The organism is Nostoc sp. ChiQUE01b (genome assembly GCF_034531255.1).
Lineage (GTDB): Bacteria > Cyanobacteriota > Cyanobacteriia > Cyanobacteriales > Nostocaceae > Nostoc.
This window is the reverse complement of the sequence record NZ_JAVRBM010000001.1, coordinates 102919-125256: the sequence shown is the minus strand read 5'-3', so window position 1 is coordinate 125256 and position 22338 is coordinate 102919. Positions and strand designations below refer to the sequence as shown.

Below are 22338 nucleotides of genomic sequence, written 5' to 3'. Positions count from 1 at the left end.
TCGGGATTGGCGGCTACGACCTCCGTTCACCAGCCGATCTTGCCTTCGCTTTCGATTACGATCACAGCGGTAAACTCGACTACCTTGCTTTATATCGTCCTGGGACTGGAGCAATCTGGATTCTAAGGAGAGGAAACGATTAGGATATAGATAATAACAGGATTAAAACTGTTTTTACCTCCGCTCTAGAACTTTCCAAGAGGAATGCGTGAATTTTGAATTGATTTCTCCCTACTCCCTTACCGATACAGCCAAACCCGGAGTAGTGAAAGCAACTGCTCAGTATCTACAGGTTTGGTGATGTAGTCAGAGGCTCCAGCTTCGATGCACTTTTCCTTATCGCCTGGCATGGCTTTGGCAGTTAAAGCAATGATTGGTAGTGAGCGAAACTGTTGTAGCTGGCGGATGGCACGGGTAGTTTCATAACCATCCATTTCCGGCATCATGATATCCATCAAAACTATATTAATCTCAGGATTAGCTTGCAGTCTCTCTATGCCATCTCTGCCATTTTCGGCAAACAGCACTTGCATGTGATAGCTTTCTAAAAAGCTGGTCAGGGCAAAAATATTTCGCAGGTCATCATCTACAATCAAAATTTTCCGATTAGCCAGCACCGGGTCAGTTTGATGTAGTTGCTCTAAGATTTGCCGCTTTGGTGTGGGCAAATTTGCTTGGACTCTATGCAAAAACAAGGCAGTTTCATCTAACAACCGCTCTGGCGATCGCACATTTTTAATAATAATTGTCTCTGCAAGTCCCCGCAGCTGGGTTTCTTCTTGTCGGCTGAGTTCTTTACCGGTGTAAACAATTATCGGCAGTTTCAAAAGCCTGGGTTCAAGTTTTATCTGCTCAATTAATGTAAACCCGCTCATATCGGGTAGACCGAGATCCAGTACCATACAATCAAAGTGATGCGATCGCAAAATCGAGAGGGCTTCTGCCCCCGTACCTACTGCTGTACTCTGGACATCGCCGTTACCAATCAGTTCGATAATACTTTGGGCTTGTACGGGGTCATCTTCTACAATTAGGAGATTTTTTACCTGACGTTCAATAAAGCCTCTAATCTCAGTCAATACTTGAGTTAGCGCTTCTGGAGACACGGGTTTTTGTAAATAGGTAATCGCTCCTAGCTGTAATCCCCGTTGTTGTCTTTCATCAACAGAAAGTATGTGTACTGGTATATGTCTGGTATCTGGTTTATGCTTCAGACGATCTAGCACCGTCCAACCATCCATTTCTGGCATGTGGATATCTAGCATAATTGCATTGGGTTTAAACTGTTCCGCTAGTGCTAAACCTTGTTTACTCTGTAAAGCAACGATAGTTTTAAAGCCCTGCTCACGTGCCATATCTAGTAAGATGCGGGCGAATTTATCGTCATCCTCGATAATTAGCAAAATGCGATCACCCGGTTGAATTATTTCCCGGTCATCTGGAATATCGTTGGGTAAGCTGGGAAGTACTTTTACTGATGGAGAGATGTCAATAGTTGTGGGTCTGTTTTCCACTATTGACACTTCTTTTATGGTCGATGCTGGGCGGATAGGTTCAAGGGGTGGTGTGGTGATATTTTGGTCATTCTTTTCCTGTTGTCTGGGCAAGTAAAGGGTGAAGGTGCTTCCCTGTCCTGGTTCGCTGAGTAGTTCAATTCTCCCTCCCAACAGTTGAGCTAATTCACGGCTGATGGACAAGCCCAATCCAGTCCCGCCGTACTTGCGGCTGGTAGTACCATCTGCTTGCTGAAATGCCTCGAAAATAATCTTCTGCTTTTCGGCTAGAATGCCTATGCCTGTGTCGCTGACGGCAAAAGCAATCATGGAATTATTAACTTGGAATATTTGTAATTTCACACCTCCCTGTTCTGTAAATTTAAAGGCGTTAGCTAGGAGATTTTTCAGCACTTGTTGCAGACGTTTGGAGTCGTTATAAATTGTCGAGGGTAACTTCTCATCCCGTTCAATAGTAAAACTGAGTTCTTTATTGTGGGCAACTTGCCGGAAAGTCTGCTCCAGAGATGTCTCCAAATCTGCAAGAGCAATTTGCTCAATATCGAGCGACATAGTACCCGACTCAATTTTTGCCAAATCTAGAATGTCATTAATCAATTCCAGCAAATCAGTCCCAGCCGAGTAAATAGTCCGGCTGTACTCTACCTGTTTCTCGGTCAAGTTGTTAAGAGAGTTATCTGCTAGCAGCCTTGCTAAAATTAATAGACTATTTAACGGTGTTCGCAACTCGTGGGACATATTCGCCAGAAATTCTGACTTATATTTGGAAGACAAGGCCAGTTGTTCAGCTTTTTCTTCAAAAGACTTCCTCGCTCGCTCAACTTCCTGGTTCTTGCGGGCCACTTCCTGATTTTGAACTTCTAACAATTTTGCCTTTTCTTCTAGCTCCTCATTTAATTGTTGTAATTCTTCGTTAGATTGCTTGACAAGAAATTGTGATTCCTCCAAATCTTGCGCCTGTTCTTCCAGGCGTTGATTGCTTTGCTGTAGTTCTTCTTGCTGGGTTTGCAGTTCCTCTGTTAAAGTAACAGATTCTTCAAGTAGTTGCTGTGTTTGCAATTGTGAGGCGATGTTATTTAAAAATACACCCAGATTTTCACTCAATTGCTCTAAAAATGTTAGGTGCAACGGGTTAAAAGGACTAAAAGAGGCAAGTTCAATGACAGCATTTACCTGCGCTTCAAATAATATGGGTAAGACAATAATATTTAGCGGTGGTGCTTCTCCCAAGCCGGAAGTAATGCGAATATAGTCATTGGGAACTCCCGTGAGGAGGATTCTTTGTTTTTCTAGGGCCGATTGTCCCACTAATCCCTCACCCAAGCGAAACTGATTTGCTAGGTTTTTCCGTTCTTTGTAAGCATAACCACTCAACAACTTCAGCACAGGCTCGTCGTTTATAGAGTCCATCACATAAAAAACGCCTTGTGAGGCCCCAACCAGTGGTGCTAGATTCGACAATATCAGGCGAGATGCATTTTCCAGATTTCGCTGCCCTTGGAGCATCTGGGTAAATTCAGCTAAGTTAGATTTTAGCCAGTTTTGCTCCTCATTTTTTTGAGTCGTGTTTCGCAGATTAACGATCATTTGGTTGAAGATGCGCGTCAACACACCAATTTCATCCTGGCGATCGCTATCTGGTAAACTGACCGATAAATCCCCATCCGCCACCTTTTGAGCCAAATCAGAAACTCGCTTCAGCGGTACTGAGATATGTCTGGTCAGGGCGAATCCGATTAAAGCTAAGAGCAAAGAGAATAAGGGAATACTATAAACAATACTGGCGAGTGTTTGCCGAGCAGCAGCTTGTGTCTTCTCAGAGCGCTGTTTTAGCAGTGTATTCTCCTCATGTTCCATCGTCTGGATAACTTTGCGGATTTTACTCATTAGCTGCTTGCCCCGGTCTGTCAAAACGACCTTCAGAGAAGCTTCAAAACTTTGGTTCTGGCGCAAATCGATAGTTTCTTGAAGTTCGTCCAGCTTCTGAGTGATTAATGGCTGTAAAACATCCAGCTGCTGTTGTTGCTTGGGATTATCTGCTGTTAACTTCTGAAGATCCTTAACTTTTTGATTCAGTACTTGAATGGCTGCATTATAAGGTTCTAAATAGCGCTGTTCTCCAGTAAGAACGTAACCACGTTGTCCTGTTTCAGCATTTGTCAGTTGCAAGTTGAGGTCTTCAAGCTGACTTAACACCTCGTAAGTATGTCTTTCTTTGCGCGAAGTTTCAATTAGCTCATTAGTGCTTTGGTAGGAGATTAGACCAATGGTGGTCAGAGTTGCCAAACTCAAGGCAAAACTTACTCCAATTTTGGTTCCAATCTTCAAACGGTTCAACATTATTCCAGGCAGTTATTCAAATTATTTCTGTTTTTGAGACTATTCTGATTTTGTTTCGCTATCCAAAATAAATGGGGCATATTTCGTTGATGTGGAATATGGGTAGGATTGGTTACGAAACCACTATCTTACTATTTGAAACAGATATTATTTTACTTGAAGACTACCCTCTTGTTGTTTAGGTTTGATATTGATATCACTTTTTCTCAAAAAACCTTGAGGAATATTATAGCGGTTCTCAGTTGGGTGAGGTACAAGAACCCCACCCCCAACCCCCTCCCCGCAAGCGATGAGGGGGCTATGATGTACCTCATTTGATTAGGAAAAGCTATAAATAATTCAATACTCAGTTAATATTATCTTGTGATGGTTAAATAACTCTCAGGTTTGAAAAAAAGGTTGGATAGTAAAATTAAGTAGCCGGATAGTGAAAATTAAATTCATTAAAACACAATTTATATGAACGCTAAATACAATGAACGCTAAATACAATGGTTTTTACAGTTGGATATGATATCCATACTATTGGACATCACTTTACACAGCAACCGTAACATGAAGTTATCGGAAGCAGTATTCATTCCACAGTAAATGTAAGGTTTCAAAAAGCAACCTATACCCATAGAAGTATGAAATTTATTTATAGTACAATAGCATTGCTTGGACTATATAATTTCAGGAATATAATTACAGTGTGTCCTCAAACCTTTTGATATTAACTTGACCGAGACAATTTTAGATTTTCGATGCGTGGATTTTGGATTAAATTGAAATCTAGAATCTAAAAAAAGGTTTCAAGCCCCCGACTTAAGTCGGGAAGAAAATTCAAAAATTTTCAATATTTAAGCCTCTTCTTTATAAGGAGAGGTTAATCCACGCATACGCTCTCTACGAGACGCTGCGCGTAGCTTGCAACTCTTACAGAGTACGCAGACTCGCTATCGTAAATCCAAACATCGTAAATTGGGTTACGTTTAATTAGAAGTTGGTAATAACCTGGCGATCGCTTCTAGCTGCATCAACTTCAGATTGGCTATAGATACTAAAATGTTGAATCTTGTTACTTTCTAAAATAGCTCTTGCGCCTGCTACATAGATGTCAGTGCCTTTTAATACTAACAAGTAATGACCAAGATTCAGATGATGCTCATAATATCTAGCTAGCTCATCAGAAATTCCTAAATTAGTATAGTTATTTTGAGAACTGCTGATGTCTACCTCTGAAATATCATTTAGACTGCTTGTGTTTTTAACAACTATTGAAACCTGACTCATTGGGAAGCCAGCGGTTCTCAGTTCAGTAAGCGCTCCTTCTGCGTCTTGACGCCGATAAAAAACACCAAATGCGTGTCTATAGCGATTATTTGGGGTCGAGTATGGCTCAAAGACTCCCCATTGTTGAATATCACGGCGATTAAAAATCCTCTTGGCAAGACGAATTTCTATGTCTATACCGGTCACTATCACCAAATAGTAGCCTTTACAGACAAGATCGCTATAACCCTGTGCTTGCTTTTCAGAAATTCCTAAACTTAGGAACAAAGCAGGCAAACCACCTGCTAAACTGGTAGCGATCGCAGTTACTTCTGCTCCGGCTAAGATGACTGGGCCTATACCAGGAACTACTAAGAAGGCTAGACTGACTGATAATTCAGCAAGACCCCCTAAAGCATCGCTAGCAACGGCTCCAGCAGTATCTTTTGAGGATATATTGCCAGTGTTTTCTCTAATTTCAACACCAGCAATATCACTTTGTTCTTCTGTATTCCGTGCAATAACAGAAACTTTCTCCATTGGAAAATTAGAAGTTTTTAGTTCCTGAAGTACCAATTGTGCATCGGAATACCCAGCGAAAACTCCTATAGTTCTTCGCTCTTTTTCTAATGTCATTTTATCGGTTTATTGCAGTTAGAAGTGATTCCCAAGATTGCTACTTAAATTTGAGGTAATTACACCGCTCGACGAGTCAGTAAACCCCAAAGGAAAATTAGTATCATTGCACCAATAACAGCAAATAAAATGCTTCCTAGAGATAAAGCTCCTACAGATGCAGCTGCTGCTCCTGAACTACTTCCTAGCAATACTTGACCCAAATAACCACCGAATACGGCTCCCAGGATTCCTAATATAATGGTAGAAATAATACCGCCACCTTGGGTTCCAGGATAAAATAACTTAGCTAACGCACCTGCAATTAAACCCAAAACCAACCAAGCAATAATGCTAGTCATAAAATTTCTCCTTCACTGAAAATCTGTTTTGTTTGCATTTCACTAATTTCATATTAAAGTTTGCCGCCAAAATTTCCGATCTATCTAGAGAACTAATATCAAAAATCTTTAGATATCACTTTAGATATCATTTGAATATTCATCAGGTGTCTTTGAGGATGAATATTCAAACTAGTAACATTCTGTACATTAAAGTATTTATATAGCACTCTTATTTGACATTAAGAAAAATGTAGATAAGGAAGCTAACCGCCTCCTCTATGAGACACGAGTGTAGCTTGCTTCCCTATATCGGTAAGCGTAGTATCTCGTAGAAAAGGACACAAAAGGAAGAAAGGATAAAGAAATATATACATTTAACATCTAGATTTTTGATTTTCAAAAAAGCGATATCAGCCGTTCAAGGCTCAGGACTGGAGACTATAGAAAGAGCTAGTTGATATAGTTGGCGACGGGGAAGGGAAGTAAATTTTGCTAACTGACGGCTAGCTTGCGATCGCGATATTCCTTGACTAATTAACTGTTTCAATTCAGCTTTCAATTCTTCTTCTGTCAGTTGGGGCTGACTGGCTGGAATTCCCGCTACTACTAATGTATATTCACCTTGGGGTTCTCGTTGAGTGTAGTAAGCGATCGCTTCGGCAATTGTCCCCCGCCAAAATTCCTCATACAATTTAGTTAACTCCCGTCCGAGCACAATTTGGCGATCGCTTCCCCAAACAAGAGCTAAGTCTTGCAAAGTATCTCGCAAACGGTGCGGCGATTCATAGAAAATCAATGTACGAGATTCTGTTTGCAGAGATTCTAAATGTTCTTGTCTGTGTTGAGTTTTCGCCGGGAGAAAGCCTTCAAAGACAAATCGATCTGTTGGTAGTCCAGCTGCACTCAAAGCAGTAATTGCTGCACTAGCGCCAGGAATCGGAACTACTGGAATTCCCGCCTGAATACAGGCTTTCACCAGTTCATATCCCGGATCGGAAATACCTGGCATCCCAGCATCACTCACAAGAGCGATCGCTTTATTATTAACTAAATGCTCTAATAATTCTGGAATCCGGCTGGTACGATTGTGTTCGTGGTAACTCACCTGGGGTGTTTTAACTTGAAAATGCTGTAGCAGTTTCCCAGTATGACGCGTGTCTTCCGCAGCAATGATATCCACAGTTTGTAAAATTCGTACCGCCCGAAAGGTGATATCTTCCAGGTTGCCAATTGGTGTGCCGACAATGTAAAGTGTTCCTGGTTTTGGATCGGTTTGCATGAGTAAGAGTTAAAAGTTAGGAGTTAGGAGTTAAAAGTTAAGAGTTTAAAATAATAACTTACGTCTATAGCAATCTTATTTGATTTGGGAACACCGAGAGGCTCAGATCCCCGACTTCTTAAAGAAGTCGGGGATCTTTTTGTTCGTAACTCATTTAGGATTGTTATAATGTGAATTGAGTATTAACCACACTCCATACCCAAATTTTGTTTTTTTTGACCCGACGAAAGTTTCTAATTCATCAATTTCTGTGATTTTGGGTATTTCTGGTCTTTTAAGACCCGATAAATCGCATCTCTACATCTGGGTTTTGTTGCTCATTCTAAACTGTATTGCGTCCTATCTTATTTCAATAATCTTAGTCCACTGAGGGTAACTAACACTGTGGAACCTTCATGGCCAATGACGCCGATGGGTAAGTTAATATTTCCTAGAAAGTTGCCGACTAAAAGCAACATAATGAAACTCAACGCTACAACTATATTTTGTTTTACTATGAGTTGCGATCGCCTGCCCAAATGTATCGCTACAGCAATTTTTTCTAACCTGTCTGCCATCAGTACGATATCTGCGGTTTCCAATGCCACATCGCTACCAGATACTCCCATCGCTATACCCACAGATGCTTGTGCTAAAGCTGGTGCATCATTAATGCCATCGCCTACCATTGCAACTGTTTGATATTGTTGCTGTAAACGGCGGATAACATTCAGCTTCTCTTCTGGTAGAAGTTGGGCATATACCCGATCAATTCCGACTGCATTGGCGACACTGTGAGCAGTTTTCTGATTATCCCCAGTTAACATGACAATTTGTTCAACTCCCAGTTTCTTTAATCGGCTGATGGTTGCGGCTGCTTCGACTCTCACCTCATCTGCAATACCAATTACACCCATCACATCAAAACACCCCACCCCCCTCCCCGCTTGCAGGGAGGGGTTGGGGGTGGGGTTCTTCGCTACCCAAACCACCGTTTTACCGTGTTCCTCCCAAGATTGAACGATTTCTTGCAATTCTTCAGGTAAATTTGTGACATATCTCTGTACAAAAATCGCATTTCCTACAATTACCTGTTGTTCTTGAGCAATTCCGACAATTCCCTGTCCAGGTATGGCTTGCACTTCGATTGCACCAACCCAATCTAAATCGCCAGCTGCCTGCACAATTGCCTTACCGATGGAATGTTCGGAAGATGATTCTACACTAGCAGCAGCTATTAATACATCATCATTAGTGTATTCACCAACTGAAAAGACCTGAAATACCTGCACCTGTCCTGTTGTGAGAGTACCAGTTTTATCAAATGCGATCGCTCGGACTTTGCCAATCTTCTCCAACTGCGCCCCATTTTTAAACAAAATCCCCTGTCTTGCACCATTGGCGATTCCTGAAAGCAGTGTGGGCATTATTGCAGCCATCAGCGCACAGGGAGAAGCCACCACAAGGAAGGTAAGGGCACGATAAATTGTTGTTTCCCAATCCCATCCCCAAAGAAATGGGGGTAAAGTTGCCAGTAATATCCCAGCTACTACAATGACTTTGGCATATCCTTTTTCAAAGCGATCAATAAACTCTTGCGAAGGTGGTGCTTGAGTCTTTGCCTGTTCTACCAAACGAATTACACGCTGAATCAAACTACTTTGGGCTGGTTTGTGTACTTTAATCTGCAATGCACCATAGCCGTTGAGTGTACCAGCAAATACTTCTTCGCCCACCGTTTTCTCTACAGGTAAAGACTCGCCTGTAATTGCAGCTTGATTGAGGGTACTGTAACCAGATAAAATTATCCCATCGGTAGGAATTAACTCTCCAGGTTTGACGACAATCTCATCACCCACCTTCAACTGAGTGATAGCAACTTCCTCTTCCCTTCCTTGATGCAAAACCCTTGCTGTATCTGCTGTCAAACTCATCAAACTGCGGATACTCCGCTCAGTTCGCTGCATTGCATAGCCTTCTAATGCGCCACTGATGGCAAAGATGAGAATCAAAATTGCCCCATCAATAATTAGATGATATTCTCGTCGCCATAAGCCGAGGCTAGCAGCACCAATGGCGGCGACAATCATCAGCAAATCTACATCGAGTTCTTTTTCTTTGAAGAGGGTAGTTAATCCTTCCCGCGCACTTTCGTAACCACCAATTACATAAGCAGCGGGTAGCAGCAGGAACGCCAATCCGAACCAACCGAGATGCAAGGCGAACCATCCGAAAAATAGCAGGAAGCCACAAAGGAGGGCTGCTACGGTATCTGCGTGTTCTCTGGTGAATTGGCCCAAACGCTGGGGGTAGAGCATGAGAGGTGAATTTATAGGGACTCTCTCACGCTAAAGCTTGACATCAATGTTAATGTCAAGGCTTATAATGATTTTGAAACGCGCTGCACGATCACAAAAAAGTGCTAAATCTTACTGATACCAGTGTTAAAGTTCAAGATATAAATATCTGTAATAGTCGGAGTTATCTTGCTGTTAGAGACTAAAAACCAGCCAAATTTAATTCTTTATGTAACCAAGATTGATAACAATCCCCATCATTTTAATAAGTTATTCAAACTCAGGGATGAAATTGAGCAGATACCGCAAGATTGCTTAAATATCAAGGTAGATTTTCACTACTGCGAATTCTTGGGACACTACGGGGTTGCTTTTTTGGGGGGACTATTCCGTCTTATCAAAGCTCGTGGCGGCTCTCTCGCTTTCGATTGGAATACACTTCCAGAGAAAATTAGTATGAACTTGGCTCAGAATGGCTTCCTGTATGATTTCGGTTATCACAGGAAACCCTGGGACGGTAACTCCATACCTTACCGGAATCATCTTCATCAGGATTTTAATGCTATTGCAGATTACCTGAAATATAATTGGCTGGGCAAAGGTTGGGTCAACATCAGTCCAAAACTACAAGATGCAATTACAGGGCGAGTCTTAGAAATATATTTTAATGCATTTGATCATAGTCAATCTGCCGTGGGGGTGTTCAGTTGCGGTCAGCACTATCCTAAGCTTGGTTTTCTTCATCTGACGGTCATCGACTTTGGTATTGGTATCCCTACTAATGTTCGCTCTCTACCTCAGAACTCAGACAAGACTGCTAATGAGGCTCTACAGTGGGCGTTCGAGCCGGGAAATAGCACTAAGCAAGACAGTATCTCCCGTGGCGCAGGCTTAAATTTATTGCAGGAGTTTATCGTAAAAAATCATGGAAACCTTACAATTTTTAGTAATGACGGATATGTCAATATAGGCGATAATATTATATATGAGAACAAATGTACTAATTTTAGAGGGACTCTGATTAATATTGCACTTCGCTGTGATGAATCTTACTACTGCCTAGCAACTGAAGCTCATCAACTTAAGAAGCGGTTATTTTAAAGAGGGAGATAGAGCAATGACATACAAAATTTTTGATCTTGTTGGGAAATACGCCATCAGCGCTGAGAGTGGGCAGAAGGTATACGATCAGATTCATCCAGTTCTGCTTGCTGGCAACCCTGTAGAATTAGATTTTACTGAAGTTCAGGTCTTTGCGTCTCCCTTTTTCAACTTTGCAATCGGTCATCTCTTAAAAGATATTTCAGCAGATAACCTTAATCAGCTGGTTGAGTTTACCGCTATAAGTTCTGAGGGATGGAATGTTCTTGAGCGTGTGATTGCCAATGCGAAGCATTACTATTCCGATGAGCAATTTCGTAATGCGGTTGATGCAGCGATCGCAGAGCAGGCTGCAACTTTTTAAAGCATGGTGGTCAATCTTAACATCCAAGCTGATATCATCGATATCAAAACTGATAATCCCCAGCAAGATGATATTTTCCTTGTAGATACCAACGTCTGGTTTTGGCAGACTTATACAAATGCTGGGTTTGGTGCTAAAGCATCCAAATTCGGCAATTATCTTAAATATATCAATCAAGCTCTTTTAAATGGAGCCACACTGACATATTCTGGGCTAATTTTGGCTGAACTGGCTCATATCATTGAAAAAACTGAATATAACATTTATATAAAATCACATAGGTTTTTGCCACTTAAAGAATACCGTCATAATTACCCAAATGAACGGATGAATGTTGTTGCCGAAGTTCAGTCAGCTTGGAGTCAGATTAAGGCGCTTGCTGTTCCTGTTGATCTGACAGTAGATGACCCAACAACTGATGCAGCACTAAACAGATTCCAAACCCAAGCTGTTGATGGCTATGACTTACTACTTCTCGAAGCTATTAGCAGAGCGGGAGCAGGAAAAATTAAAATTATTACAGATGATATGGATTATGCTGTTGTTCCAGATATTCAGGTATTTACGAGCAACAGCAACGTTATCCAAGAAGCTAATAGACAGAAAAAATTATTGGTTAGCAGATAGTTTAACTAAGCTAGGTTAAAAGCGTAGACACGCACTGGCTTGTTGTCAGACATCGCCTTTTCTAAAAGCCCGCTTGACAATAATTAATCTTTATTAAGACCATAATTCGTGGAAATCAAAAGTAACGAACTGACAATTAAGCAGTTAACGCACTTGGTAGGCGGCGGTTTAACTCCACGGATGGTACGACATTACCATCAATTGGGACTGTTACCGCAACCAGTGCGATCGCCTAGTAATTACCGTCTCTACACCCAAAAAGATGTCCTCCGGTTGCAACGGATTGTCGCCCTTAAACAGCAAGGATTCCAGCTAAACCATATCCGCAATATTTTGGAAGTGGAACCAGAAGCCGATACAACGGTTAACCTCATGGGACAACTTCAGCAGCAATATCGGGCGGTGATGCAACAAATTTCTCAACTGCGACAAACTGCATCAGCATTAGAAGGATTATTGGGGCGCGATCGCCATTGTCAAATTATCCAGGCGGAAGTTTTGGCACAACTCAAGTTACTCGATGTCGAAACTCAAGCCGGATTGGGAGGATTGGAAAACTTGTGGAGTGGCTTGGATGCCGAAATTCATACCCATTCAGAAGCTTTTACCGAATCGCTACAACGCTTACTACCTGATTTGTCTCACCGTTCGGAAATTGAACAACACTTAATTTCTCAGTTGGTTTTGGCTTGTGGCGATGTCAGTTTAGTGTCCTTTGTTAAATTGAGTCGAGATGCGATCGCAGCTAGTCGAGAAGCTTTATCTTCAAGTTGTCAAATTGTTGTCGATACCCAAACAGTTGCTGCTGCTTTGGATCAAACCCGATTACTTCACTTGGGATGCCGCACCGAAACCTTAATTGATAACCCCCATATTACCACCGCCACAGAGGCAGAACTCGCCTTTTGGCAACATCAAGAATGGCGAACAAAATTGCTGCAAGTAAGTAATGGTTGTGTGCTGGTAGTTGGTTATGCTCCCTCAGTACTTCTGGAAGCTTGTGAAGTCATTGCTAACCAAAAAATTCAGCCTGCATTAGTAATTGGAATGCCCATTGGCTTTAGTCATGCTCCCGCAGCCAAGCGACAACTGATGCAACAAGGGATACCTTATATTACAGTTGAAGGCACTTTGGGAGGTGGCGCATTAGCTGCAACTGCCTTAAATGCTTTGGTTGAGTCACTGATTGATAAGCCAGATTGTCATTGTTATCTTAAATGAGTGCTGAACAATAAGTATTTATTAGACCTGCCTTGAAAATAGGGACTGGGGACTGGGGACTGGGGACTGGGAAAGAGGTATTTTCATTGTTCCCAAACTCCAAACTCCTAACTCTTAACTCAGCACTCCTAACTCCTAACTCCTAACTCAACACTCAGCACTCAGCACTCAAAACTCAGCACTCAAAACTCAGCACTACTGAAAATAATATTGTTAAATAATATTGAATTTGCTACACTTTACCAGTTTTAGTCATTCAATAATTCATAATTGTGACCATAAGTTACCAACTTGCTATAAGTTGCAATCTAACTTAGAAAAATTTATAGTAAACAGACTTTGGCAATTAGAGTATAAATTATCATGCTATCCAAGCTACCGCGAAGTATAAATCAGCATAAGTACTTTAAAGTAATTAGAACTAAAGATAACTCAGATGTATAATTAGCCCGTCTCCTCCATAATCTTTATAAAGATCGCGATTTAGGACTGGCAGGCTTTCTATTTTTTACTTTAATTAAGGGGCTTATGTGGCAACAAGAAAAAAAAGATACTTCGATAGTCAGGCTGGTATTATGGGTTGCCTTAGCTACAACCCCAATGGCAGCATCCCTGGTGGTATCAGCACCGATGCTGGCACAATCTACACCTGAAGCTACCTCTTCACCACTGCCACAAACAGGGCAGAATGAATCGATAGTGCGGATTGACGGTTCCAGTAGCTTGAGTGCAATCAACCAAAGCCTGAAAGAAAGTTTTGAAAAACAGTTTACTGGTAAAAAGGTTGAAGTTGCTGCTAACGGCACTGAGACAGCGCTGAAAGATTTGCTAGATGGCAAAATTGATATAGTCGCAATGGGGCGCGGGTTGACGCCAGCAGAAAAAGCTCAAGGACTAGAGCAAATTCGGTTGGAGCGTGAGAAGATTGCGATCGTGGTTGGTGCAGATAATCCTTTCAAAGAAAGCTTGACTAGTAGGCAATTTGCCCGGATTTTTCGGGGACAAATTACAAATTGGTCACAACTGGGAGGGCCTTCAGGAAAGATTCGGTTCATCGATCGCCCGAACACGAGTGAAACTCGCAATACTTTTCGTACATATCCAGCTTTCAAAACTGCTGAATTTGCTACAGGGGCTAATGCTACCCAACTAACTGACGATAATACCGCAGAAATCATCAAACAACTGGGCAAAGACGGCATCAGCTATGTGTTAGCTAATCAGGTGTCGAAGTTGAAAGGTGTGCGAGTTCTGCAATTACATCAAGCTTTACCAGATGATGCTAAATATCCTTTCTCGCAACCTTTAGTTTACGTTTACAAAAAAAATCAGAGTTTAACCACAGTAGATTTTCTTGGCTTTACCCTAGCACCCGCAGGACAGAAGGCTATAGAACAAGGTAGAACTGCCGAAGCTGAGGCGATCGCAGCCAGCGTCTTACAACCTGCTGTTGCGGCTTCCCCTGCGCCTACGCCTTCCCCTAGTGCTACTAGTTCTGCATTTGGTGAACAGCCGTTTGTGGCTGCTCCGGCACAAAGCACTCCAATTGTAAATAAAGAAACACCATTGTGGTTGCTGCTACCTGTCTTTTTTCTGACTGTAGGTGGATCTGTACTATGGTGGATTCTGAGAAAACGCCCATTGCCCACTGAGACAACAGACAATTTACCAGAATCAAATCCTCATCCACCCGATGGAGAAACAGCAACGCTCGTCGAAGCCAGCACAGGTTCCTCCCTGAATGGAGCAACGCTGGAGGAGCAGGTAGTACCGCACTTATCAGAGCAAGAAACCCCCGATCGCACTTCTTTCAACATCTACGCTCAAACACAATCTGATCTGAACCAAAATGCTACTCAGGAGACAGCAAATTTAGTACAAGAGACAACTAATGGTACTTCTAACCTCTATGAAGGCACGACATCAGGCGTAGCTAATGGCTCAGAAAATAACAACTTAGGAGCCGCAGCTTTAGGTGGTGCGGCTATAGCAACAGGCATCGGGGCGGCTACCTGGTCTAGCTTTAGCAACAAAGAAACAGAAGCAAACGCAATTGATGATACACTTGAGACAAATAATTATACGGAGACAAACACTCCTGAATCTGATGACGTTGCATGGGATATAGAAGCCCCGGCAGCTGTAGTCAATACTTCCTATCCTCACCTGGGTAATATTCCAGAAGAGGTATCTGATATGGAACTGTCTTCATCTGAGGTGACAGCCCCACTCCCAGAATTACCAGATGTGCCAGAAGTAACAGCTGATTTTGACTATTGGGACACAGCAATTAGTGAAGATGAGGTAGATGAGGAACTTCAGGCAGAATTGAACTGGCTAGAGAGTATCACCTCAACTGAAGATACAGCCTCAGTAGATGAATTGCCCTTAGCGGAGTCTGAGGAAGTGGCAGATGACGTGGAAGCATCAGCAACAGATACATCTTCACTGCTCGATTTACCTGAATTTACAGAAGATTTATTGACTGAAGATGTATTAAATGTGGTAGCGGACGCAGCCGAACCCACTTTGAATTTGCCAGAGGAAGAACTTCCCGCCGAGCCGACTGTCGGGGAAGCTAACTCTACAGATTTGGCCGCAGCGGCAGCTTTAGCTGCGGGTGCAGGAGTTGGTGCTTGGGCTAGCACTTTCGGATCGGATGCTGAAAGTCAGACGAACGTAGCCGAGACAGCCAGTGGTTTGGTTGATGCAGATGAAGAAAGCAGTATTGTGCTCATACCAGATAGTCATACATCGGCTAATGTCTTTTGGGAGATTTCCGAAGCCAAGAAAGCAGCACTGCGGCAACAAGGCGGCTCGCAATTGGTCGTGCGACTGTATGATGTGACTGGCATTGATTTGAGTTATCAAAGTCCACAGCTAGTAAAGCAGTATGAATCTGAGGAAACAGCAAATGAGGGATCGATAGAAATTCCCGGCAACGATCGCGACTACATAGCTGAAATTGGCTATGTCGCTGATGGCGATGCCGAAGGCGGTAAACTACGCTGGTTATTTATCGCCCGTTCGGCAATTGTTCGTGTCTTCAGTCCTGTGAATCCAGATCCGATAGTTGATGATCTGGCGAACGCGAATCAAACAGCTATTGGTTTGCTAGATACTCAAGAAGAGATCGGTGAAGAAGAAAACAGTATTGTGCTTGCACCACATACTTATACATCGGCTCATGTATCTTGGGAGATTTCCCCAGCCAAGAAAGCAGAACTGTGGCAACAAGGCGGCTCTCAATTGGTAGTGCGGCTGTATGATGTGACTGGCATTGATTTGAGTTATCAAAGTCCACAGCTAGTAAAGCAATATGAATCTGAGGAAACAGCACACGATCGCTTGGTAGAAATTCCCCAGGGCGATCGCGACTATCTAGCTGAAATTGGCTATCTCGCTTATGGCGAACACTGGTTATTCATCGCCCGTTCTGCAATTGTTCGTGTCTTCAGTCCTGTAAATCCAGATCCCGTAGTTGATGATCTTGCAATCGCCGATCAAACAGATGTTGATTTGGTTGATGTCCAAGAAGAAAGCAGTATTGTCCTCACACCCCGCACTTCCCAATGGGCTGAAGTCTCTTGGGAGATTTCCGCAGCCAAAAAAGCAGCGCTGCAACAACAAGGCGGCTCTCAATTGGCAGTGCGGCTGTATGATGTGACTGGCATTGATTTGAGTGATCAAACTCCGCAGCTGGTACAGCAGTATGAATGTGAAGAGACAGCACACGATCGCTTTGTGGAAATTCCCATCAGCGATCGCGATTACATAGCTGAAATTGGCTATGTCGCTGATGGCGGTCGCTGGTTATTCATTGCCCGTTCTGCGATCGTTCGTATCTCCACTCCAGCGCCTACAGATTCGACAACAGATCCTACCGTTGAAAATGTAGCGTTAGTAAGCGAAACCGCTTTTGGCTGGGCAAATGTAGAAGCAGAAACTGCCCCAGAAGAAAGCAGTATTTCCCTCACACCCCGCACTCCCAAGTGGGCTTATGTCTCTTGGCACATTTCCAAAGCTCAATCTGAAGCACTGCATCAACAGGGCGGTTCCCAATTAGCAGTGCGGCTCTATGATGTGACTGGCATTGACTTGAGTCATCAAAGTCCCCAGCTTGTCCAACAGTATGAATCTGAAGAAGTAGCACGCGATCGCTTTGTGGCTATTCCCGTGAGCGATCGCGATTATATGGTTGAAATTGGCTATATTGCTGATGGCGATGCCTACGGCGGTAAACTACGTTGGTTACTGATCGCCCGTTCCGCTAACGTCCGGGTATTCAGTCGTGCCTACGGAGATTTCTGGTTTGTGGCTGATGCTGAGTTAATTATTCACGGAGCAACTCAACCAAATACCAGTGTAAACATTGGTGGACATGCCATCAAAATTAAACCCGATGGTACTTTCCATCTACGTCTCCCCTTTTCAGATGGTTTAATGGACTATCTGATAACGGTAGCTGCTGATGGGGAATCCCCAAAAACTATTCATAAGAAGTTCTCTCAGGAAACTTCCGAAAGCTAACATTACCTGAGTTATCCCCTCTAACCTGATTCTTCCTTTTTAGTGAATGTAGGAAGGGGGGATTTTATTATGCCAACTTTCGTTTTCATCCCTGTTAGCGGAAGTGATTACAATACGATTCGATTCAGGTTTTTTGATGAAAATTTTAGACCACAAAAATGTGATGAACCAATTCGCAATTCGCAATTCGCAATTAAATCAAGCCACCCACAAGGGGTGAGGTTTCAGCCTGCCTCGTGATACAAGGATTCTTTCGCCCACGAGCGGCAAGGTTTTAAACCTAACTTTTTTTCATAAATCATCAAAAAGTAGAGACGGCGATTTATCGTGTCTCTTGCTCTGGAAAATTTTTTGAGTTAGACATTTCTTAAATGCTAACGTCTACAAGGTGACACAAGATTTGGAGTGGTTTTTTTTACTATGAAGCATAAACACAAAGTAGCTTTTAGCTTGACATCGTTGATTGGTCTCAATTTAATATCTAGCTTAGTTGTATTTGATCAGGCGATGGCTTCGCCAACGCCAAAGGCGAACGCCGCACCACCGAGAACCCCAGACAAAAGTGTAAATTGCGAGATTTTAGTTGTGGGTGGTGGACTTTCTGGTGTAGCCACAGCTTATGAGGGGTTGCTAGCAGGGCGAACAGTTTGTCTGACAGAAATTACTGACTGGCTGGGAGGACAAATTTCTGCTCAAGGGACATCTGCGTTAGATGAACGTCCAACTCAACGAGCTCTGAAATTCTATTCTCGCGGCTATTTAGAATTGCGAAACCGGATTGGGCGTAAATACGGTAAGCTTAACCCCGGTGACTGCTGGGTAAGTGAATCTTGTTTTCTTCCCCGCGATGCTCACACTATTTTGACCCGGATGCTTAAAGATGCCGAAAAGCAGGGCAAAGGGAAATTGCAATGGTTTCCCAACACAGTAATTAAGGATTTGGAAATCGCTGCTGATGGCAAAATAATTAATAGTGCGATCGCAATTCAACATCAACCACCAAAAGGCGCACCACCTCTCAATACTTTTACGTTATCTCAAAGCATTGAAGATGCTTATCGCTACGAAAATTCATCTCGGTTTACTAAAACTATTGTCCGTTTCATCCCCAAAGCAACGAAAGAGGATGCTCCTAAATGGTATGTCGTAGACGCTAGCGAAACTGGAGAAATTATCGCCCTTGCTGATGTCCCTTACCGATTAGGTATTGATGCCCGTTCCTACCTAGAACCTTCTGCTTCCAGCGCCAACAACGACCCTTATTGCCCTCAAGGCTTTACCTACACCTTTGCAATGGAGGCCACTAAGGAACCGCAACCGCAGACAATGCCTGCATTTTATCCAGAATATGCGCCATATTTCAGCTATGAATTGAAGCGACTGGCTAACTTTGATTTAGTTTTTACCTATCGTCGCATTTGGAGTCCAAACAAAGGCAAACCAGCAAAATTCGGCGGTGTAAGTTTTACTGCGGCTACACCAGGGGATATCTCGATGCAAAACTGGACTTGGGGTAACGACTACCGCCCCGGAACAGCCCAGGATAACCTAATTTATACCCGCCAACAGTTACAAGCGACTGGAGAGTTAGAGCCAGGAGGGTGGATGGGAGGACTGCGCACAGAAACCCTCCGCAAGGCTGAGGAAAATGCTCTCTCTTTCTATTACTGGTTGGTAGCTGGGACTACAGATTCTCAACTAGGGGATGGTGTCAAGCAGCAGCAACCTAATAACCGCTTTGTTTCCGGTTTAAATTCGCCAATGGGGACAGCGCATGGTTTATCAAAATATCCCTATATGCGAGAAGGACGGCGGATCATTGGCCGCCCCAGTTGGGGGCAATCTGAAGGCTTTAGTATTGGCGAAATTGATATTTCCCGCCGAGATTATAATGATGAGTATTACTCAAAGACTCTGCCAGCAGATATGTATCGTCGGCTACGAGCAGCAGTTGCAGGTTTAGAAGCAATATCAGTAATTGACGGTAAAGTTCCACCAGACAAAGCAATGCGACGGACTCGTTCTACCATCTTTCCCGATGCTGTGGGTATTGGTCACTACGCCATAGATTTCCATCCTTGCATGGTGAATAGTCCCCCAGAAGCCCCTGGTAACACAGAACGTCCCGGCGAAAGACGTGGTGCGGGTCTTGCCTATCCCTTTCAAATTGCTTTGAGGGCGATGATTCCTCAGAAAATTGATAATTTGCTCGTAGGTGGTAAAAGTATTGCGACTAGTCACATTGCTGCTGCTGCCTATCGAGTACATTCCTTTGAATGGTCGGCTGGCGCAGCTGCGGGAACAGTTGCTAGTTTTGCACTCAAAAATGCGATCGCACCTTACCAACTAGTTGATAACTTACCTAAACAAGAGCCACAACTAGAAGCACTCAAACGGCTTTTGCAACAAAATGGCAACCCCACTGCTTTCCCAGATACATCTATTTTTAACGAAAACTGGGATAATTGGAAATAGGGACTGGGCATGGGGCATGGGGCATTGGGCATGGGGCATTAGTTATATCGAGTGCGGTTAACAACTTATGATTACCAAATCTATGCAAAAATCCCAAAAGCCTCTTTCCCCTGCCCCCAGCAAGAACTGCGGTCTAAATCATAAGTCTTTAGCCAGACACGATATCATTGGTCATTGATTAAAGACAAAGGACAAAGGACAAATGACTAATGACTAATGACTAATGACAATAGTGTAGTTTTGTAAAATTATCTTGACTAATTTTTTTATGGTTATGACACTTTCAGCAGATGTTTACGGGATGTCCACAGCACCAACTATAGCTCCTGAACGGTCTAATCAAGTTATCCGTAAGACTTATCCGAATTACAAAGTGATTGTATTAAACGATGATTTTAATACATTCCAACACGTGGCTGAATGTTTGATGAAATATATTCCGGGGATGAGTGGCGATCGCGCGTGGGATTTAACTAATCAGGTACACTATGAAGGTCAAGCGATCGTCTGGGTCGGGCCCCAAGAACCTGCGGAACTCTATCACCAGCAACTGCGCCGAGCAGGTTTGACAATGGCACCTCTAGAAGCAGCTTAAGCTTAATTATTATGGGCAAACCCTCCGTAGATCCCCTCCGCACGGCTTCACAAAAAGCTGCCAGACTGGTTTGGAATCACTCAACACATCTTTCTGGTCTTATCCCCATTTTAGAACGTCTTTGTCAGCAAGATGGTATCCAAACTGTGACACCAGGGGTGATTGGGCGGTCAAAGGGTCACTGTCCAAAAATGCAACTACGCGTTTCAGTACCCATTCGCGGCGGCTATAAAGTCATTGCACGGCAGGGGAAAACGGTACAAGAAGTCTTTATTTTAACAACTTTGTCCCAGGATCAACTAGAAACTGCATTAGCGATCGCCATGAGATGTTAATCATGCCCAATGCCCCTCAAGAGTGCTGAGTTATGAGTGCTGAGTTGGGAATCTTGCTTCTTTACTCAGGACTGGGAACTCGGAACTGTTTTGCCCAATGCCCTATGCCCAATAACTATTCCTCAACCCGATGTACTGCAAATTTGTGTAGCGGCAGACTAAGAATACAAGAAAAAGTTAAGAAATATGACAGAGCCGTAGTTATTTTCAAAGTCATGACTACAGATTCCCAATCGGGTAAAACTATTTTTTCTATGCCAAAAGCTACACAGTAAACTAGCCAGTAACTAAAGCTCATCCTAAACAGAATCCGCTCTGTTTCTTCCATTTCATTTGTTTGTTCCTTACTATTCCACAGTAACAACAGTCCAATAATGCAAGCTACAAAGGAAACAGCAACTACAAATTCGTGACAAAATATATTTAACGAATGCATTTGTGTTTATCCCCACATTTTTTAAGTTGAAACTCAGTCTAAAGGAATATTCCTTGCAGATATACAAATTATTTACAAACCTCAATAGATTCAATACTGCTGAGTGAAAAATCTCACTTGCAACTCAGCACTCGTAACTCCATTAACCTGCAAGACTAGTTGCCAAAATTGAAGCGTTTGCAACAATTGCTCCTCCATGTATAAGAAAGGTTTAAGTATTTACCAGAAATATATAACCAATTGCTGGAAATGCTTAATACTTTGCAACAATTGCTCCTCCATGTATAAGAAAGGTTTAAGTATTTCCTAGAAATATATAAACAATTGCTGGAAATGCTTAATACTTTGCAACAATTTCTCCTCTATGTATAAGAAACGTTTAAATGATTGCAGCACTTGTTGTAATTAACTTATGAGTTAATCTTACTTATCGGATTTACCCATTGACGCAAAATACAAAGTATGGGGGGCTAGAAAAACCACATCTATCGTAGGGACACAGTATTGCTCATTGGTGTCAACTCCCAATTTGGGAGAGGGATTTATGGTGAGGGCTTTTGATAAAGATAATTTTGAGCCACTTTCCAATAGCGCGAGAACCGTTTCAAGTCAATATAGCCGTCATAGTCAAAAAATGGTTCTACCTGTAACACTTCCAATACTATAGAACGCTGCATTTGATTACAGATATCATTAAACCGGGGACTGGGACTATCGGCTGTGACAACTAAATTGGCATCATGTTCTTGAGCAAAAGCTAAAATTTCTTGTGCCACATTACCACGACGAATAACAACAGGTAACTCTAGCAAACATTCGTAGATAAAAGTCAGACGTTTAAGACTCAATTGCCATTCCTCTATCAACGCCTCGTCCCATACCCAGATAGCTGGGGCATCAGGGTATTTTTGCAATGTGGGATTATTTGGACTGAGGCAATCTCCATGTACCCAAACAATTGGTTTAGTCATTAGTCATTAGTCATTAGTCATTAGTCAAGAGTAGAGACGCGATTAATCGCGTCTGTACAAG

The 22338-nt window shown here is 42.7% G+C and carries 15 protein-coding genes and 1 pseudogene; 8 read left to right on the top strand and 8 right to left on the bottom strand.

The annotated features are described in order from the left end of the window. Positions 1-239: 239 nt before the first annotated feature. The 6 genes and pseudogenes from RMY63_RS00515 to RMY63_RS00490 form a co-directional block, all read right to left on the bottom strand. A complete protein-coding gene (locus RMY63_RS00515) occupies positions 240-3854 on the bottom strand; it encodes a response regulator (protein WP_322726808.1) in 3615 nt (1204 codons plus the stop codon). 978 nt (positions 3855-4832) lie between these two features. Beyond that, complete coding sequence (locus tag RMY63_RS00510) at positions 4833-5744, bottom strand: hypothetical protein (RefSeq protein ID WP_322726807.1); 912 nt, start codon at positions 5742-5744, stop codon at positions 4833-4835. A 59-nt stretch (positions 5745-5803) separates the two neighbouring features. Beyond that, complete coding sequence (locus tag RMY63_RS00505) at positions 5804-6085, bottom strand: GlsB/YeaQ/YmgE family stress response membrane protein (RefSeq protein WP_322726806.1); 282 nt, start codon at positions 6083-6085, stop codon at positions 5804-5806. Between the two features lie 400 nt (positions 6086-6485). Further along, positions 6486-7346, bottom strand: coding sequence for a 16S rRNA (cytidine(1402)-2'-O)-methyltransferase (gene rsmI, locus RMY63_RS00500; RefSeq protein ID WP_322726805.1), 861 nt, complete (start codon positions 7344-7346; stop codon positions 6486-6488). Between the two features lie 175 nt (positions 7347-7521). Beyond that, positions 7522-7613: pseudogene (locus RMY63_RS00495) on the bottom strand (IS1 family transposase); the annotation flags it as partial. 77 nt (positions 7614-7690) lie between these two features. Then, a complete protein-coding gene (locus tag RMY63_RS00490) occupies positions 7691-9643 on the bottom strand; it encodes a heavy metal translocating P-type ATPase (RefSeq protein ID WP_322726804.1) in 1953 nt (650 codons plus the stop codon). 168 nt (positions 9644-9811) lie between these two features. Here RMY63_RS00490 and RMY63_RS00485 point away from each other — a divergent pair, with 168 nt between their 5' ends. The 8 genes from RMY63_RS00485 to RMY63_RS00450 all read left to right on the top strand — a co-directional run bounded on the left by RMY63_RS00485 (position 9812) and on the right by RMY63_RS00450 (position 20870). Then, positions 9812-10723, top strand: coding sequence for an ATP-binding protein (locus tag RMY63_RS00485; RefSeq protein WP_322726803.1), 912 nt, complete (start codon positions 9812-9814; stop codon positions 10721-10723). A gap of 16 nt (positions 10724-10739) precedes the next feature. After that, positions 10740-11087, top strand: coding sequence for an STAS-like domain-containing protein (locus tag RMY63_RS00480; RefSeq protein ID WP_322726802.1), 348 nt, complete (start codon positions 10740-10742; stop codon positions 11085-11087). A 3-nt stretch (positions 11088-11090) separates the two neighbouring features. Further along, positions 11091-11714, top strand: coding sequence for a hypothetical protein (locus RMY63_RS00475; RefSeq protein WP_322726801.1), 624 nt, complete (start codon positions 11091-11093; stop codon positions 11712-11714). Positions 11715-11828: 114 nt separating this feature from the next. Further along, positions 11829-12935 carry a precorrin-8X methylmutase gene (locus RMY63_RS00470; RefSeq protein WP_322727034.1) on the top strand — a complete coding sequence of 369 codons (1107 nt, stop codon included), beginning with the start codon at positions 11829-11831 and terminating at the stop codon, positions 12933-12935. A 528-nt stretch (positions 12936-13463) separates the two neighbouring features. Beyond that, entirely contained in the window at positions 13464-17465 is a 4002-nt protein-coding gene (locus RMY63_RS00465) for a DUF4912 domain-containing protein (RefSeq protein WP_322726800.1), read from the top strand. Positions 17466-17885: 420 nt separating this feature from the next. Beyond that, the gene (locus RMY63_RS00460; protein WP_322726799.1) at positions 17886-19940 is read left to right on the top strand and encodes an FAD-dependent oxidoreductase; all 2055 of its coding nucleotides are present in this window, start codon (positions 17886-17888) and stop codon (positions 19938-19940) included. Between the two features lie 268 nt (positions 19941-20208). After that, a complete protein-coding gene (clpS, locus tag RMY63_RS00455) occupies positions 20209-20535 on the top strand; it encodes an ATP-dependent Clp protease adapter ClpS (RefSeq protein ID WP_322726798.1) in 327 nt (108 codons plus the stop codon). Positions 20536-20546: 11 nt separating this feature from the next. Further along, complete coding sequence (locus RMY63_RS00450; protein ID WP_322726797.1) at positions 20547-20870, top strand: DUF2103 domain-containing protein; 324 nt, start codon at positions 20547-20549, stop codon at positions 20868-20870. Positions 20871-20985: 115 nt separating this feature from the next. Here RMY63_RS00450 and RMY63_RS00445 read toward each other — a convergent pair whose 3' ends face one another. Then, positions 20986-21306 (bottom strand): hypothetical protein, encoded by a 321-nt coding sequence (locus tag RMY63_RS00445; protein ID WP_322726796.1) that lies wholly within the window; start codon positions 21304-21306, stop codon positions 20986-20988. A gap of 542 nt (positions 21307-21848) precedes the next feature. After that, entirely contained in the window at positions 21849-22277 is a 429-nt protein-coding gene (locus RMY63_RS00440) for a hypothetical protein (protein ID WP_322726795.1), read from the bottom strand. Positions 22278-22338 lie beyond the last annotated feature (61 nt).